13 protein-coding genes are annotated in these 16332 nt (G+C 61.1%); 8 read left to right on the forward strand and 5 right to left on the reverse strand.

Annotated features, from left to right (window positions below; genetic code table 11):
* Window positions 1–225, forward strand: a 225-nt coding sequence (locus OX460_RS27745; protein ID WP_289900579.1) for a hypothetical protein, incomplete at its 5' end; no start/stop codon positions are given.
* On the opposite strand, the gene OX460_RS27750 is transcribed toward OX460_RS27745, so the two are convergent.
* On the reverse strand, window positions 203–763 hold the full coding sequence (locus OX460_RS27750) for an acyloxyacyl hydrolase (RefSeq protein WP_077408864.1): 561 nt from the start codon (window positions 761–763) through the stop codon (window positions 203–205). The genes OX460_RS27745 and OX460_RS27750 overlap by 23 nt on opposite strands.
* A gap of 119 nt (window positions 764–882) precedes the next feature.
* On the opposite strand from OX460_RS27750, the gene OX460_RS27755 reads away from it, so the two are divergent.
* Window positions 883–1767, forward strand: coding sequence for an NAD(P)-dependent oxidoreductase (locus OX460_RS27755; protein WP_289900639.1), 885 nt, complete (start codon window positions 883–885; stop codon window positions 1765–1767).
* A gap of 1 nt (window position 1768) precedes the next feature.
* On the opposite strand, the gene OX460_RS27760 is transcribed toward OX460_RS27755, so the two are convergent.
* Complete coding sequence (locus tag OX460_RS27760; protein WP_289900580.1) at window positions 1769–2962, reverse strand: M20 aminoacylase family protein; 1194 nt, start codon at window positions 2960–2962, stop codon at window positions 1769–1771.
* A gap of 207 nt (window positions 2963–3169) precedes the next feature.
* Here OX460_RS27760 and OX460_RS27765 point away from each other — a divergent pair, with 207 nt between their 5' ends.
* The 4 genes from OX460_RS27765 to OX460_RS27780 all read left to right on the forward strand — a co-directional run bounded on the left by OX460_RS27765 (window position 3170) and on the right by OX460_RS27780 (window position 9995).
* Entirely contained in the window at window positions 3170–5245 is a 2076-nt protein-coding gene (locus tag OX460_RS27765) for a molybdopterin oxidoreductase family protein (protein ID WP_289900581.1), read from the forward strand.
* Between the two features lie 2 nt (window positions 5246–5247).
* Window positions 5248–6297: an aminopeptidase gene (locus tag OX460_RS27770; protein WP_289900582.1), complete on the forward strand. Its 1050-nt coding sequence runs from the start codon at window positions 5248–5250 to the stop codon at window positions 6295–6297.
* A 277-nt stretch (window positions 6298–6574) separates the two neighbouring features.
* A complete protein-coding gene (locus tag OX460_RS27775) occupies window positions 6575–8257 on the forward strand; it encodes a long-chain fatty acid--CoA ligase (protein ID WP_099666194.1) in 1683 nt (560 codons plus the stop codon).
* Window positions 8258–8312: 55 nt separating this feature from the next.
* Window positions 8313–9995 carry a long-chain fatty acid--CoA ligase gene (locus OX460_RS27780; protein WP_289900583.1) on the forward strand — a complete coding sequence of 561 codons (1683 nt, stop codon included), beginning with the start codon at window positions 8313–8315 and terminating at the stop codon, window positions 9993–9995.
* Here the strand turns inward: OX460_RS27780 and OX460_RS27785 are convergent.
* A complete protein-coding gene (locus tag OX460_RS27785; RefSeq protein ID WP_289900584.1) occupies window positions 9992–11164 on the reverse strand; it encodes an acyltransferase family protein in 1173 nt (390 codons plus the stop codon). The genes OX460_RS27780 and OX460_RS27785 overlap by 4 nt on opposite strands.
* Before the next feature lie 158 nt (window positions 11165–11322).
* On the opposite strand from OX460_RS27785, the gene OX460_RS27790 reads away from it, so the two are divergent.
* The gene (locus tag OX460_RS27790) at window positions 11323–12189 is read left to right on the forward strand and encodes a LytTR family DNA-binding domain-containing protein (RefSeq protein ID WP_289900585.1); all 867 of its coding nucleotides are present in this window, start codon (window positions 11323–11325) and stop codon (window positions 12187–12189) included.
* Here OX460_RS27790 and OX460_RS27795 read toward each other — a convergent pair.
* Both OX460_RS27795 and OX460_RS27800 read right to left on the reverse strand, forming a co-directional pair.
* A complete protein-coding gene (locus OX460_RS27795; RefSeq protein WP_289900586.1) occupies window positions 12186–13778 on the reverse strand; it encodes an alkaline phosphatase D family protein in 1593 nt (530 codons plus the stop codon). The genes OX460_RS27790 and OX460_RS27795 overlap by 4 nt on opposite strands.
* A 42-nt stretch (window positions 13779–13820) precedes the next feature.
* A complete protein-coding gene (locus OX460_RS27800; protein WP_052139932.1) occupies window positions 13821–14261 on the reverse strand; it encodes an acyl-CoA thioesterase in 441 nt (146 codons plus the stop codon).
* Window positions 14262–14322: 61 nt separating this feature from the next.
* On the opposite strand from OX460_RS27800, the gene OX460_RS27805 reads away from it, so the two are divergent.
* Window positions 14323–16173, forward strand: coding sequence for an ABC transporter ATP-binding protein/permease (locus tag OX460_RS27805; RefSeq protein WP_289900587.1), 1851 nt, complete (start codon window positions 14323–14325; stop codon window positions 16171–16173).
* The last annotated feature ends 159 nt before the right edge of the window (window positions 16174–16332 follow it).

Genomic DNA, 16332 nt, shown 5'->3' on the forward strand with positions numbered 1-16332 from the left:
ATCCCGAACAGGACCGTGAAACAACTTTGCGCCGATGATAGTGCTGCAACCAGTGTGAAAGTAGGTTATCGTCAGGCTTGTTATTCGAAAAAACCCCTTCCGGTGATCCGGTTGGGGTTTTTTTTACGTCTGGCGGTTTTGTCAGCAGATAGGCGTAAAAAAAGGCACCGCTACGCGGTGCCTTGTTCATTTGTCATAACCATTAAAAATGGTAAGCGACTTTGACATTCATGTAATTGACGCCGCTATTCGGTTTCTTGTAGCCGCCGTTCGAGAAATGCTGGATCTTCGCAGCGACTTCCCATTTGTTATTGAAGATATAGCCAACGCCGATATGGTCGCCGAACTGGAAGTGGGTCGACAGGCGGTTATCGTCGTTATCGTACAGCTTGGACAGCATGTGTACGCCAATGCCGCCTTCCGCATAGAAGCCCAGCTTGTTCGTGTTTTCAAAGCGGAACACGGGGGTAAAGCCCAGGTCCCACAGCTTTTGATGCTGGCCGGGGACATTGCGATAGCTCTTGCCATCCCAGCCGCCGATGCTGGCATCCCAGTAACCGCTCAGTTGTGTGCCATTCGATACGAACCAGGCCTTATCCCAGTTCGAGGTCACGCCGGCGCGTACCATTTGTACCTTCACGCCCTTGGCATATTCGCCGTAGACGGAGTCGATCAGTTTGTCGTCGGCGGCAAAGCCGGCGTTGGCTGCCATCAGCGCGGCAACGGCGGCGATGGATTTGAGGATATTCTTCTTGAAGGACATAGAGGCTTTCATCGTAAAATTGGCCGTAAGGCTCGTCTTGTTTGCGCAGACATCCAGTTTTGCACAGTGTTCCCGCCACCCGTTTGATTTCAGAGGTTCAATTGACATTCTCTACAAAAATCGCATTTCTCGGTATCGGTCTGATGGGGGATCCGATGGTCCGGTGCCTGCTGCGCGCTGGATATTCTGTCACAATTTGGAATCGCACGCACAGCAAGGCCCAAGTCCTGCGTGAGGCAGGGGCGCAGCCCGCCGTTTCCGTGGCCGGGGCGGTCAATGGCGCGGATGTGGTCATTTCGATGCTGGAAGCCGGTCCCATCGTGGCGCAGGTGCTGCAAGAGGCGCTGCCAGCCTTGCGTGCAGGGGCGCTCTGGGTCGATATGAGTTCCACCAAGCAAGCAGAAGCCCAGCAATTCCATGCCACCTTGCAGGCGGCAGGCCATGCCTTCATCGATGCGCCCGTGTCGGGTGGCGTCGGCGGGGCACAGGCGGGCACCCTGGCCATCATGGCCGGTGCCAGCACCAGCGATTACGCGCGGGTTGCAGTGATTCTGTCGGCCATGGGGCGCCCGACCCTGGTGGGGCCGGCCGGCAGCGGCCAGGTCGCCAAGCTATGCAATCAGCTGATCGTCGGCGCCACCCTGAATATCGTGGCGGAAGCGTTATTGCTGGCGCAGGCGGCCGGCGCCGATGCGAGCGCCGTACGTGCAGCGATACGTGGCGGTTTTGCCGAGAGCAAGATTCTGGACGTGCATGGCCAGCGCATGCTGGAGCGCAATTTTGTTGCCGGTGGACAGGTGAAAAGCCAGATCAAGGACATGCACAACATCCTCGCGGCAGCCGAGGCGGCCCACGTCACCTTGCCGGTGACGCAATTGGTGACGCAGCGCTATGAAACCCTTGCCGCCAGCCACCCGACGGCAGACCACGCGGCGGCCTTGCTGGCCCTGGAAGCGTTGAATCCGGGCCAGCGCCTGGGCACCGGTCCGGATAAGCTGAGCTGATTTACGTGACGGGCAGGCTCGCTTCGGCCAGCTTGACCCAGAAACTGGCGCCGATAGGCAGCAGATTGTCATTGAAGTCGTAGCTGCCATTGTGCAAGACGCACGGACCCAGGCCGTGGCCGCCATCGCGGTGTTCGCCATCGCCGTTGCCGATGAAGATATAGCAGCCAGCTTTTTCCTGCAGGAAAAACGCGAAGTCTTCCGCGCCCATGGTCGGTTCGACATTCGCGTTGACCTTGTCGGCACCGACCACGCTTTTCATCACTTCGACGGCAAACGCCGTTTCCTTCGCGTGGTTGACCAGCGGCGGGTAGTTGCGCTTGAAGTGGAAATCGACTTCCGCGCCAAAGGCGGCGGCCGTGTGCACGGCGATCTCGCGCATGCGCTCTTCGATCAGGTCCAGCACGGGCGTGGTGAAGGTGCGCACGGTGCCGACCAGGCTGGCGTCATCGGGAATCACATTGGTGGCGCTGCCCGCATGGATTTGCGTGATCGACAGCACGGCCGTGTCGAGCGGACTTTTGTTGCGCGTGATGACGGTTTGCCAGCTTTGCGCGATTTGCACGGCTACCATGACGGGGTCGATGCCCTTGTGCGGCTGGGCCGCGTGCGCGCCCTTGCCTTTGACGGTGACGTGGAATTCATTGCTGGACGCCATCATTGGCCCTTCCACCACGCTCAGGGTACCCGTTTCCGCGCCTGGCCAGTTGTGCATGCCGTAGATGGCATCCATGGGAAAGCGTGTAAACAAGCCGTCTTCGATCATTTCGCGCGCGCCGGCGCCGCCTTCTTCCGCCGGCTGGAAGACGAGGTAGACCGTGCCATCGAAGTTGCGGTGTTGCGCCAGGTAATGGGCGGCGCCGAGCAGCATGGCCGTGTGGCCGTCGTGGCCGCAGGCGTGCATCTTGCCCGGATGACGTGAAGCATGCTCGAAGGTATTCATTTCCTGCATCGGCAAGGCATCCATATCGGCACGCAAGCCGATGGCGCGCTTGGACGTGCCATGCTGGATGATGCCGACCACGCCAGTGCGGCCCAGGCCGCGTACCACGGGAATGCCCCATTCCGTCAGTTTGGCGGCGACCACGTCCGAGGTGCGCTGTTCTTCGTAGCACAGCTCGGGATGCGCGTGCAGGTCGCGGCGGATACCTTGCAGCTCGGATTGAAACGCCAAGATCGGATCAACTAGTTTCATGGGACTCTCCTGTGGATGCTGGCGCGCAGCAATGTATGGCGCGCCGGACCGCGCTTGTTTGATCAAAAACAGACACGGCTAATAGTGCATTGTAGCCCTTGTTTGCCGGGTAAATCCAGCGCACGGACGTGCTTGCCACGGCGCCAACAGCAAGCGCGCGGAATGGTTTACAGTATCGCCTTCCCCCAACGTTTTTGGATTGCCCCCATGACCACCACCCAAGTGCGCGCCGCCTGCCCGCTCGACTGCCCCGATACCTGCGCCTTGCTGGTCACCGTGACCGACGGGGTGGCAACAGCCGTCAAGGGCGATCCCGACCACCCGACCACGGCGGGCGTGCTGTGCACCAAGGTGTCGCGCTTCACGGAGCGCACCTACCATGCGGACCGGCTGCTGCATCCGCTGCGCCGCGTGGGCAAGAAGGGGGAAGGCAAGTTCGAGCGTATCAGCTGGGAAGAAGCGCTGCAGACCATCGCGGCCCGCTTGAAACCGATCGCCGCGCGCGATCCGCAGGCGATCTTGCCGTACAGCTACTGCGGCACCATGGGCCTGGTGCAGGGCGAGTCGATGTCGTCGCGTTTCTTCAACCAGCTCGGTGCTTCCTTGCTGGACCGCACCATCTGCGCCTCGGCGGGCGCCACGGGCTACCGCTACACGGTGGGCGCCAGCATCGGCACGGACCTGGAACAGTTCCAGAACGCCAAGTTGATCATCATCTGGGGCGGCAACCCGATCGCCTCGAATTTGCACTTCTGGATGCGCGCGCAGGAAGCCAAACGCAATGGCGCCACCCTGATCGCCATCGATCCCTACCGTTCGTTGACGGCGGAAAAGTGCCATCAGCACGTCGCCTTGCTGCCGGGGACCGATGCGGCCCTGGCGCTGGGTTTGATGCATGTCTTGATTGTGGAAGATTTGCTCGATCATGATTACATCGAGCGCTACACTGTAGGCTACGATGCCTTGAAACAGCGGGCCCTGGAATGGCCGCCCGAACGGGTGGCTGAAGTGTGCGGCATCACGGCCACGGAAGTGGTCGACTTGGCGCGCCTGTACGGCCAGGCGTGCCGCTCCGGCGAGGGCGCCGCCATCCGCGCCAATTACGGCGTGCAGCGCGTGCATGGCGGTGGCATGGCCGTGCGCAATATCGCCTGCCTGCCCGCGCTGACGGGCGCCTGGCGCCATCCGGCCGGCGGCATGCAGCTGTCGAGCTCGGGTTCCTTCCCCATCAACCGCAAGGCCCTGCAGCGCCCCGATTTGCTCAAAGGCACGCCGCGCACTATCAATATGAGCACCATCGGCGACGATCTGCTGAAAACGGCGTCGCCCGAGTTTGGCCCGCAAGTCGAAGCCGTGATCGTCTACAACTCGAATCCGCTGGCGGTGGCGCCCGATTCCTCGAAAGTGGCGCAGGGTTTTGCCCGCGAAGACTTGTTTACGGTCGTGCTCGAACATTTCCAGACCGATACCGTCGACTACGCGGACATCGTGTTGCCCGCCACCACGCAGCTGGAACACGTCGATACGCATGCCACCTATGGCCACCTGTACATGATGGCGAACAATGCGGCCGTGGCGCCGCTGGGTGAAGCGAAGGCGAATACGGAAATCTTCCGCCTGCTGGCCCAATACATGGGCTTTGACGACCCGTGCTTCCAGGAAAGCGACGATGCGCTGGCGGCCAAGGCATTCGATGCGACGGATGCGCGCGCCGTGCATTTCGACTGGGAATCGCTGAAACGCACGGGCTGGCAAAAGCTGGCCATGCCGGAAGCGCCATTTGCCGAGGGGCGTTTCCCCACGCCATCGGGCAAGTGCGAGTTGTATTCGGAAGCCATGGCGCTGGCGGGCCTCGATCCCTTGCCCGCGTATATCGCGCCCCACGAATCGCTGGCCAGCAATCCCGCGCTGGCGGCCCGCTATCCGCTGGCCATGATTTCCCCGCCGGCGCGCAATTTCCTCAATTCCACTTTCGTGAACGTGAAAAGCCTGCGCGCGGCCGAAGGCGAGCCCCACCTCGATATCCATCCCGACGATGGCGCCGCGCGCGGCATCGTGGCCGGCGACATGGTGCGCATCTTCAATGACCGCGGCAGCTTTGTGGCCAAGGCCAGGGTGACGGACAAGGCGCGACGGGGCCTGGTGGTGGGCTTGTCCGTGTGGTGGAAAAAACTCGCCAGCGACGGCAAGAACGCCAACGAAGTGACCAGCCAGCGCCTGACGGACATGGGCCGCGCGCCGACCTTCTACGATACGCTGGTTGAAGTGGAAAAGGCTGCCTGACCATGGCGCGCTGGCCGGCCCGCTTGCTTGTCGGCACGGTGTGCCTGCTGCTGGGCGGCTGCACGCAATTGCGCTACTACACGCAAGCGGCGCAGGGGCAATATGCCCTGTGGTCCGGCGCGCGTCCCATCGGCGACTGGCTCGATGACCCCGCCACCGAGCCGCGCCTGAAAGTGCGCCTGGCCAAGGCACAGCAGATCCGCCGCTTTGCCGTCAGCGAGCTGGACTTGCCCGACAATGGCAGCTACAAGAACTATGCGGCGTTGCGGCGCCCGTTCGTGCTGTGGAACGTGGTAGCCACGCCGGAATTGTCGCTGCAGCCGCTGCAATGGTGTTTTCCAATTGCCGGCTGCGTCAGCTATCGCGGCTATTACAGCAAGGAGGAGGCGCTCGCGTATGCCGACGAGTTGCGGGCCCAGCATTACGACGTGCAGGTGGGCGGCGTGCCCGCATATTCTACCCTGGGCTGGTTCGACGATCCCCTGCTGTCGACCTTTATCAATTACAACGATGCGGAGCTGGCGCGCCTGATCTTTCATGAACTGGCGCACCAGGTGGTGTACGTGCCTGGCGACTCGGCCTTCAACGAGTCGTTTGCCGGTGCCGTGGAAGAGGCCGGCGTGCAGCGCTGGCTGGCGCGCGAGGGCAACGACAGCATGCGCACGGCGTATGCCCAGTATGCTGCGCGGCGGCAGGATTTCCTGGCCTTGCTATTGAAATACCGGGGCGAACTGGAGTCCGTGTATGCGAGCGACGCCAGCGATGCGGACAAGCGCGCGCGCAAGGCGCAGGTATTTGCGGCATTGCAAGAAGCGTATCAGGTCCTGAAGAAAAACTGGGGTGGTTTTGCCGGTTACGACCGCTGGTTCGAGCAGCCGTTGAGCAATGCGCACCTGGCTTCCGTGTCTACCTACAATGAATTTTTGCCTGCCTTCAAAAAATTGCTGGAAGAAAAAAAGAACTTTCGTGCTTTTTATGCTGCAGTGCACACAATGGCCCAGATCAAGAAGCCTGAGCGCAGGCAGGCGCTGGAACAATTGTCCAGCCCGTGACCCGTAAAGATTGTCCCGGACGTCAAGGCGAACGATCCTGCAACAGCGTATTTATCATGTTGCAGTGCAGTACAAAATACCCCTAGAGTTGCCGCTCGAATACTGTTGAAAGCGCTTGCATGGAAGCCCGGCGCCCGATAGCATCGCATTAGTAGCATAGAGCAATTGCTCGTCAGAATGCTCAAACTGACTGCAGGACGACAGAATCCGCAGCAATGATCCGCGCCGGCAGGGTGCGTCGGCTCCCCCCACGATTATTCGAGACAAGAGGCACAGGATGGAAAAAATTTGGCTGAAGTCGTATCCTCCCGGCGTCCCCGCCGACATCGATCCTGATCAATATCGTTCGCTGGTGCATTTGCTGGAAGAAGCGTTTCAGAAATATGCGGATCGCAATGCCTATGTCTGCATGGACAAATTCCTCACCTATGCCGAACTCGACACCTATTCGCGCCAGCTGGGCGCCTGGCTGCAAAGCCGCGGCCTGAAGAAGGGGGCGCGCGTCGCCCTGATGATGCCGAACGTGCTCCAGTATCCGGTGGCGATCGCTGCCGTGCTGCGCGCCGGCTACACGGTGGTCAACGTCAACCCTTTATACACGCCGCGCGAACTCGAGCATCAGCTCAATGATTCGGGCAGCGAAGCCATCATCGTGCTGGAAAACTTTGCCCACACCCTGGAACAGGTGCTGGGCAAGACGGCCGTCAAGCACGTCGTCGTCGCCAGCATGGGCGAAATGCTCGGCGGCTTGAAGGGCATGATCGTCAATTTTGTCGTGCGCAACGTCAAGAAGATGGTGCCCGCGTATTCCTTGCCGAACGCCATGCGCTTCAAGCAGGCGCTGGCGCTGGGCAGCCGCATGAAACTCACGCCCGTCGAGCTGAGCGTCCATGACGCTGCCTTCCTGCAATATACGGGCGGCACGACGGGCGTGTCGAAAGGCGCGACCTTGAGCCACCGCAATGTGATTGCCAATGTGCTGCAGAGCGAAGCGTGGTCGGGCGCGGCGCTCGACCAGAACAGCAAGGAACAGATGATCGTCGTCTGCGCCTTGCCGCTGTACCATATCTTTGCGCTGACGGCGTGCGCGATGTGGGGCACGCGCGTGGGCGCCCTGAATATCCTGATCCCGAATCCGCGCGATATTCCGGGCTTGATCAAGGAGCTGGGCAAGTACAAATTCAACCTGCTGCCAGCGGTCAATACTTTGTATAACGCGCTGGTGAACCACCCCGATTTCGCCAAGCTCGATTTCTCGGGCTTGAAGATCGCCAATGGCGGCGGCATGGCGGTGCAGCAAGCCGTCAACGACAAGTGGCTGCAAGTGACGGGCGTGTCCATCATCGAAGGCTATGGCTTGTCGGAAACGTCGCCTGTCGCCACCTGCAACCGCGCCGACAGCACGGCGTTTTCCGGCACCATCGGCTTGCCCGTACCCTCGACCGACATCGCCATCCTCGACGATGACGGCAAGGAAGTGCCGCTGGGCCAGACGGGCGAAATCGCCATCCGCGGCCCGCAAGTGATGAGCGGCTACTGGAACCGTCCCGACGAGACGGCCAAGGTCATGACACCCGATGGCTACTTCAAGTCGGGCGACGTGGGCATCATGGACGAGCGCGGCTACGTGAAGATCGTGGACCGCAAGAAAGACATGATTCTCGTCTCCGGCTTCAATGTGTATCCGAACGAAGTCGAAGCCGTCATCGCGGCCCATCCTGGCGTGCTCGAATGCGCCTGCGTGGGCGTGCCGGACGAACACTCGGGCGAGGCCGTGAAAGTGTTTGTTGTGCGCAAGGATCCGAACCTGACCCAGGCAGTGCTGGCCGCGTACTGCAAGGAACAATTCACGGGTTACAAGCGGCCGAAATACATCGAGTTCCGCGATGAACTGCCGAAGACCAACGTCGGCAAGATTTTGCGTCGCGCCCTGCGTGACGAAACAAAGATAGCAGCATAAACAGTGTGGGATGCGCCAGGAGGCGCGTCCCTTTTACAGATAAAGATGAGGCGAGATGGACAAGATTTGGTTGAAGTCGTACCCGGACAGCGTTCCCGCAGAGATTGATTGCACGCAATACCGTTCCGTCACGCATTTGCTGGAAGAGTCGTTCCAGAAATATGCGGACCGCAACGCCTTCGTGTGCATGGATAAATTCCTCACCTACCGCGAGCTTGACCAGCTGTCGCAGCAGATGGGTGCCTGGCTGCAAAGCAAGGGCCTGCAAGCGGGTGCGCGCGTGGCGATCATGTTGCCGAACGTGTTGCAGTATCCGGTGGCCATGGCGGCGATCTTGCGCGCCGGCTACACCGTGGTGAACGTGAATCCGTTGTACACGCCGCGCGAATTGCAGCACCAGCTGATCGATTCGGGCAGCGAAGCGATCATCGTGCTGGAAAACTTCGCCACCACGGTGGAACAGGTGCTGCCGCACACCCAGGTCAAGCATGTGATCGTCGCCACCATGGGCGACTTGCTCGGTGGCTTGAAGGGCACCATCGTCAACTTCGTCGTGCGCAAGATCAAAAAAATGGTGCCCGCGTTTTCCTTGCCGGGCGCCATCAGCTTCAACAAGATGCTGGCCGAGGGCTCCCGTTTGACCCTGACGCCGGTGCAGCAGGGACATGACGATATCGTCTTCCTGCAGTACACGGGCGGCACGACGGGCGTGTCGAAAGGCGCGATGTTGTTGCACCGTAACGTGATCGCCAACGTGCTGCAAAATGAGGCGTGGATGTCGCCCGTGATGACCAAGGAAATGCGCGCCACCTCGATGGGCTTCATGTGCGCGTTGCCCCTGTATCACATCTATTCGCTGACGGTCAGCGCCCTGATGGGCATGCGCCTGGGCGGCATGAGCGTGCTGATCCCCAACCCGCGCGATATTCCCGGTTTCGTCAAGGAATTGTCCAAGCACAAGATCGTCGTCTTCCCGGCAGTTAATACTCTGTATAACGCGCTGCTGAACAATGCCGACTTCGCCAAGCTCGATTTTTCCAGCTATAAAGTGTGCAATGGCGGCGGCATGGCCTTGCAGCGCAATGTGGCCGAGCGCTGGCTCAAATTGACGGGTTGCCCGCTGATCGAAGGCTATGGCATGTCGGAAACGTCGCCTGTGGTGACGGGTAACCGTGTCGACATCACGGAATTCACGGGCACCATCGGCTTGCCTTTCCCGTCGACGGAAGTCGCGATTTTGAACGACGATGGCGTGGAAGTGCCGCTGGGCGAACCGGGCGAGATCGCCGTACGCGGCCCGCAAGTGATGGCGGGCTACTGGCAGCGTCCGGACGAGACGGCCAAGTCGATGACGGCCGACGGCTATTTCAAGACGGGCGACGTGGGCGTCATGGATGAGCGCGGCTACGTGAAGATCGTGGACCGCAAGAAAGACATGATCATCGTTTCCGGCTTCAATGTGTATCCGAATGAAGTGGAAGACGTGGTTGCGTCGTGCCCGGGCGTGCTGGAATGCGCCTGCATCGGCGTGCCGGACGCCAACTCGGGCGAAGCCGTGAAAGTGTTTGTCGTGCGCAAGGATCCGAACCTGACGGTGGAACAGATCCGCGAGCATTGCAAGCATGAGTTGACGGCGTACAAGAAGCCGAAATACATCGAGTTCCGCGATGAATTGCCGAAAACCAATGTCGGCAAGATCTTGCGCCGTCAATTGCGCGACGAAAAGAAAGCGGCTTAACTCGCTGCCAGGGCTGTGTCCGCCGCCACGGCTTGCCGTGGCCGGGCGGGCAAGCCGAAGCAGGGACGCAGCCAGCTCACCTTGCTGATCAGCAGCGAGGTGCCCAGCCAGCAGGCAGCCACCGTGCCTGCCAATATCAGCAGCGGCTCGAGCACGGGGCCCAGTTTTAACGGCACCACCCAGTAGGCCAGCAGCACGATTGCGCTCTGGTGCAAGATGTACCAGGGAAAGACGGCCTGGCGCGCCCATGGCAGCCAGGCAAACGGTTTATTCAGCAAGGTGTGCGACCAGCCCAGGATGGCGCAGATGGCCAGCCACATGTACAGGTTGCGCATGGGCCAGGAACCAAACGAGGCCCAGGTCAGCAGGTTTTCCGAAGCCACCAGGTCAAAACCCAGATACACGGCAAACGCGCAGGGCGCCAGCAGCAGCGCCTGCCAGCGCAAGCGCGCCAGTTCCTGCCACACTCCCTTGTCATTGCCCAGCCACCAGCCATACAGATACATGGTGAAATAGATGGCGTGCGCGTACCAGTCCTTGAGCAGCGCATGGGTTTCCGGATAGCGCAGCTTCAGGAAAGCCGTTGCCGCCAGCGTTGGCAGGGCGGGCAGGACCAGCAGGCGCCAGCCGCGCAGGCCCGCAAACAGCGGTCTTGCCTTGGCCAGTAGCGGCTGCAAGGCCACCAGTACGATGGTGTACAGCAACAGATACACCAGATACCACAGATGGTTCCAGGTAAAACTGGTTTTCCAGCCCGTAAATGCGCCGGCCGGCCAGGTGTGGCCGCCAAAGTAATGCAGCAGGAATGGTCCATAGCCAGGCTCGACCAGACCGTTGCTGACGCCCTCGCAATACGGTTGCACGGGGATCACCACCAGCACGCCAAACAGCAAGGGCAGCAACAGGCGCTTGATCCGGCGCCACAGGAACGCACCGCTGGACGTGTGCGTCATCATGGCGCAAGACACGCCGGAAATGAGGAACACGATTTCCATGCGCCACCGGTTGATAAAGACCATGGGAAAGTTCAATGTTTCCGTCAGGTAAGTACTTTTCATGTGGAAGGCGGCGCCATCCAGGTACAGCATGGCCGTGTGGTAGACGATCAGCAGGCTGAAGACAAGAAAGCGCAAGGCATCGATATCGTAACGGCGGGAATCTGTGGTCATGGTCGTGGGGTCCGTCGGCAAGGGAATGCCCCAGCATAGGCAGGCCGCACGGGGTGAACCAGCGAAAAGTGATCAATCGCGGGCTGTTTGTGACGAGCGGTGGCGCTGGGACGGCTTTGGGACCTTACAATCATGCAACTTATTCACTGTCCGCCGCCATGCGTCTCTCTTCCACCGATTTATTGCAACGATATCAACGCTGGCGCCAGATCGCCGAGCCAGCTTTCTGGATCGTCCTGTATCTGCTGCAAACGTCGCTCAACTGCTGGATCAGCTGGGCCGACCGCGTGCGCGCCGGGCTCGATACGCCCTTCTGGGAAGTGGCCGTGTGGGAGTGGAGCAGCAACCTGGTGCTGCTGGCGCTGGTACCGGTGGTGATCCTGGCTAACCAGTTTCGCCCCTTGCACCTGGTTTTCCAGAGGCAGAACTTGCGCTGGCACCTGGCCGCGTCGCTGGTCTACAGCCTGGTGCATGTGCTGGCCATGGTGGCCTTGCGCAAACTGGCTTACTGGAGCGCCGGCAGCGACTACGATTTCGGTAACTGGTGGCGCGAGTTGCCGTATGAATATGTCAAGGATGTGCGTACTTACTTCTCCATTTTATTGTTCACGGGCTTTTACCAGTTGCTGTTGATGCGCTGGCAAGGCGAGGCGACCCTGCTGGGCGAACCCGACGAAGGGCCTGCCGTGGAACCGGTGCAGCAGCCGGAACGCTTTCTGGTGCGCAAGCTGGGCAAGGATTTTCTGTTGCCGGCCTTTGAAATCGAGTGGATACAGGCGTGGGGCAATTATGTGAATCTGCATGTGCGCGGCCACGACTATCCGCTGCGCTCGACCATGGCGGCCATCGAGCGCCGACTCGACGGCAAGCGCTTCCTGCGCGTGCACCGCAGCTATATCGTCAACCTCGACTTCGTGCAGGCAATCACACCGCTGGAATCGGGCGATGCGCGCGCGGTGCTGTCCACGGGCGGCGAAGTGCCCGTCAGCCGGCGCTACCGCGACGCCTTGAAAAGCATAGGCTAGATGCGTTGTACGCCAGCCTTGCCGTCCTGGACGGTGAAACTGGCCAGTGTCGCGATGGCCGAAGCGCTGTCGCGCACGTTCTCCAGGCCTTGGAACAGGGCCGTGGTTTTCTCCGGCGTGATGTCCAGCAACATATACCCGCGCTTGTCGCTGCGTCCGTAGCGGATGTGCGGGTTCATCGCCACGTACTGCTCCGTGCGTGCTTGCGGGCGGGAACTCGACGTGATTGAGGTACCGCAAAACTCGGTGGCCAGCACGGGATTATCCTTGCCGGCAGGGCGCATGGCGTTGCGGCTCAGTTCGGTGGCATAAAAGGTGTGCACGTCGCCCGACAGCACCAGCGGGTTGCTGGCCTTGCTGCTGCGCAAGGCGTCGAGCAAGTGCTGGCGCGCCATCGGATAGCCATCCCAGCCATCGGTCCAGATGCGTTCGTCGCCGGGCCGCAGGATGGGTACCTGGCTCGATTGCGCCATCAGGGTTTGCTGGGCCAAAATGTTCCAGCGCGCGGGAGAATCATCGAGGCCGGCTTGCAGCCAGCGCTGCTGTTCCTCGCCCAGCATCGTGCGGTCGGGCTTGCGCAAGTCGGGACAGTTGCGCGTGGTGACGGAATTCGAGCCGCCGCGGCCCGGCTTGGCGCACGCGTGGTAGGCGCGGTATTGCCGGTCGTCCAGCACGTGGAAGCGCGCCAGGCGGCCCCAGTCATAGCGCTGGTAGATGCGCATGTCGACAAAGCCCCGTCGGCCCAGCGGCAGCAGCCGTAGCGGCATGTGTTCATAGAATGCCTGGTAGGCGGCCGCGCGGCGCTGCAAAAAGGTGGGTGTGAGCAATTCGTCACGGTCATTGCCGTAATCGTTGGCCACTTCATGGTCGTCCCAGGTGACGATCCACGGCGCGGCCAGGTGTGCACCCTGCAAGTCGCGGTCGCTCTTGTATTGCGCGTAGCGGGCGCGGTAGTCGTCCAGAGTAAAACTTTCATGCGTGCGCACGGCCCGGCTCGGGTGCTGCAGCTGGTATGGACCCCATTCGTAGATGTAGTCGCCAAGGAAGGCCACCAGGTCGGGCGCGGCGGCGGCGATGTGCCGGTGCGCCGCGTAGGCGCCGAATTCCCAGTGCTGGCACGAGGCGACGGCCAGTTTCAGCGAAGAAGGCATGGCGCCAGGCTCGGGCGCCGTGCGCGTGCGGCCCACGGGGCTGACGGCGTCGCCCAGCATGAAGCGGTACCAGTACCAGCGTCCGGGCGCCAGGCCGCCCACATCGACGTGCACGCTATGCGCGAGGGCGGGCGTGGCCGTGGCCTGGCCCTTGGCGGCGATGCGCCGGAACGCCTCGTCGTCCGCCACTTCCCAGCGCACGTTCAGGGCGATGGCGGGCGTGGCGCTGGCATGCAGCGGGTCGTAGCAGATGCGCGTCCACAGCACGACGGCGTCCGGCAAGGGCGAGCCGGAAGCGACGCCGAGCGCAAACGGGTAGCCGGCGCCATTCAGGCGCGTGGCGGCGTTCGCGCTGGAACCGGACAGCACGCTGCCGGCGGCGGCCAGCGCACCGATGCGGGCGGCGCTCTGCAGGAAGATGCGGCGCTGGCTATCCATGCCGTCTGAAAATAAAACGTGGGATTAATGTAACAGCGACAATCAAGGCGACAGCAAGGTCTCGATCGGCGGCACTTTGCGCGGTTTGCGGTCGGAGTCCGTCGCCACATAGATCAGGGTGGCTTCCGTGACTTTCACGATGCACGCCTGCAGGCGGTTGCGTTCGGCATACACCTCGACATTGACGGTGATCGAGGTATTGCCAACCTTGACGATGTCGGCGTAGAAGGAGAGCAGATCGCCGACGAAGACGGGGTTTTTGAAGACGAAGGAGTTGACGGCGATGGTGGCGACACGGCCGTTGGCGCGCCGCGTGGCCGGCAGGGAACCGGCGATATCGACCTGCGCCATGATCCAGCCGCCGAAGACGTCGCCGTACACATTGGCGTCGGACGGCGCGGGCATCATGCGCAATTCCGGCATTTTTCCGGCGGGCAGGCCGGAGGCGAGGCAGTTGTCGGGACGGTCGGGGGAGGTGCTCATCTTTTATTCTCATGAAAGGCTACAATTGCCCCGATTGAACCATAAAAAGCCGACCTTCGCCATGCGCCGTTCCCAGACTCCCCCTCCGCCCCGCTCGCCAGCCTCCGCCAGCCACAGCGATTTCGCCACCATCAAGACCTTGCTGCCGTATCTGTGGGTCTACAAATGGCGGGTGCTGCTGGCGCTGCTATGCCTGGTGGGTGCCAAGCTGGCCAACGTGGGCGTGCCCCTGATCCTGAAAAAACTCGTCGACGCGATGACGATCACGGCGGCCCATCCGCAAGCGCTGCTGGTGTTGCCGGTCGGCTTGCTGGTGGCGTATGGCCTGCTGCGCCTGTCAACCACCCTGTTTACGGAGTTGCGCGAATTCCTGTTTGCCCGCGTCACGCAGCGGGCCGTGCGCACCATCGCCCTGCAAGTGTTCCGCCACCTGCATGCCTTGTCCCTGCGCTTTCATTTGAACCGGCAAACGGGCGGCATGACGCGCGACATCGAGCGGGGCACGCGCAGCGTGGGCTCGCTCATTTCCTATACCCTGTTCAACATCCTGCCGACCCTGGTGGAAATCACCCTCGTGCTCGGCTACCTGGTCTTGCACTACGACATCTGGTTCACCGTGATCACGGCGGTGGCGCTGGTGTCCTACATCGCGTTTACCGTGCTGGTGACGAACTGGCGTACGCATTTCCGCCGCACCATGAACGACCTCGATTCCAAAGCGAATACCAAGGCCATCGATTCGCTGATCAACTATGAAACCGTCAAATATTTCGGCAACGAGGATTACGAGGCGAAGCGCTACGACGAGGGCTTGCAGCGCTATGAATCGGCCGCCGTGAAATCGCAGACTTCCTTGTCCCTGCTCAATACGGGCCAGTCGCTGATCATCGCCACGGCTGTTACCCTGATCCTGTGGCGCGCCACTGTGGGCGTCATCAACGGCACGATGACCCTGGGCGACCTGGTGCTGGTGAACGCCTTCATGATCCAGCTGTATATTCCCCTCAATTTCCTGGGCGTCATTTACCGCGAAATCAAGCAAAGCCTGGCCGACATGGAACGCCTGTTTTCGCTGCTGAACGAGAACCGCGAAATCGCCGATACGCCGGAAGCCAAGCCGCTCGTCACGCGGGGCGCGGCCGTGCGCTTTGCGCATGTGGATTTCAGCTATGAAGCCAAGCGGCAAATCCTGTTCGACGTGGATTTCCAGATTCCCGCCGGCACCACGACGGCCGTGGTGGGGCATAGCGGCTCGGGCAAGTCGACCCTGTCGCGTTTGCTGTTCCGTTTCTATGAAGTCGATGGCGGCGGCATCACCATCGATGGCCAGGACTTGCGCGCCATCACGCAGGATTCCCTGCGCGCGGCCATCGGCATCGTGCCGCAAGATACCGTGCTGTTCAACGACACCATCGAATACAACATCGCCTACGGCAAGCCGGGCGCCAGCAAGGACGCCATCGTGGCGGCGGCGAAAGCGGCGTCGATCCATGATTTTATTGAAAGCTTGCCAGATGGATACAACTCCATGGTGGGCGAGCGAGGGCTAAAACTGTCGGGCGGCGAAAAGCAGCGCGTGGCTATCGCCCGCACCTTGCTGAAAGACCCGGCTATCCTGATCTTCGACGAAGCCACCTCGGCGCTCGATTCCAAGGCCGAGCAGGCGATCCAGTCTCAGCTGAAGGACATCGCCAAAAACCGCACCACCCTGGTCATTGCGCACCGTTTGTCGACGGTGGCGGATGCCCAGCAAATCCTGGTGCTCGACCATGGCCGCATCGTCGAGCGGGGCACGCATCCGCAATTGCTGGCGCTTGATGGCTTGTACGCGCAGATGTGGCAACGCCAGCAGGCAAATATGGACGACGAGGTGCAAGAAGACGAGTTGGCGGGGCTGGTGCCGGCAAAATAAATCGGGAAGGCGAAATCAGTAGGAAAAATGCTACAGCCGCGCCGATTCAGGCGCGCGTATAGCGCCTATTTGCGGGCAATCGCAGAAAACGGCTAGTCCAGCGCTGAAAATGAAATAAAATTAATTCCATTGGTGGCGTCTGCACCACAGTTGTTTCGT

The sequence above is a fragment of the Janthinobacterium sp. SUN033 genome (genome assembly GCF_030397595.1).
Classification (GTDB): domain Bacteria; phylum Pseudomonadota; class Gammaproteobacteria; order Burkholderiales; family Burkholderiaceae_D; genus Janthinobacterium; species Janthinobacterium kumbetense.

Excerpts from the sequence above, each read along its gene's own strand:
- OX460_RS27805 (WP_289900587.1), top strand. The coding sequence starts at position 14,323 with ATGCGCCGTTCCCAGACTCCCCCTCCGCCCCGCTCGCCAGCCTCCGCC.
- OX460_RS27770 (WP_289900582.1), top strand. The coding sequence starts at position 5,248 with ATGGCGCGCTGGCCGGCCCGCTTGCTTGTCGGCACGGTGTGCCTGCTG.
- OX460_RS27765 (WP_289900581.1), top strand. The coding sequence starts at position 3,170 with ATGACCACCACCCAAGTGCGCGCCGCCTGCCCGCTCGACTGCCCCGAT.
- OX460_RS27780 (WP_289900583.1), top strand. The coding sequence starts at position 8,313 with ATGGACAAGATTTGGTTGAAGTCGTACCCGGACAGCGTTCCCGCAGAG.
- OX460_RS27795 (WP_289900586.1), bottom strand. The coding sequence starts at position 13,778 with ATGGATAGCCAGCGCCGCATCTTCCTGCAGAGCGCCGCCCGCATCGGT.
- OX460_RS27790 (WP_289900585.1), top strand. The coding sequence starts at position 11,323 with ATGCGTCTCTCTTCCACCGATTTATTGCAACGATATCAACGCTGGCGC.
- OX460_RS27775 (WP_099666194.1), top strand. The coding sequence starts at position 6,575 with ATGGAAAAAATTTGGCTGAAGTCGTATCCTCCCGGCGTCCCCGCCGAC.
- OX460_RS27785 (WP_289900584.1), bottom strand. The coding sequence starts at position 11,164 with ATGACCACAGATTCCCGCCGTTACGATATCGATGCCTTGCGCTTTCTT.
- OX460_RS27800 (WP_052139932.1), bottom strand. The coding sequence starts at position 14,261 with ATGAGCACCTCCCCCGACCGTCCCGACAACTGCCTCGCCTCCGGCCTG.
- OX460_RS27750 (WP_077408864.1), bottom strand. The coding sequence starts at position 763 with ATGTCCTTCAAGAAGAATATCCTCAAATCCATCGCCGCCGTTGCCGCG.
- OX460_RS27760 (WP_289900580.1), bottom strand. The coding sequence starts at position 2,962 with ATGAAACTAGTTGATCCGATCTTGGCGTTTCAATCCGAGCTGCAAGGT.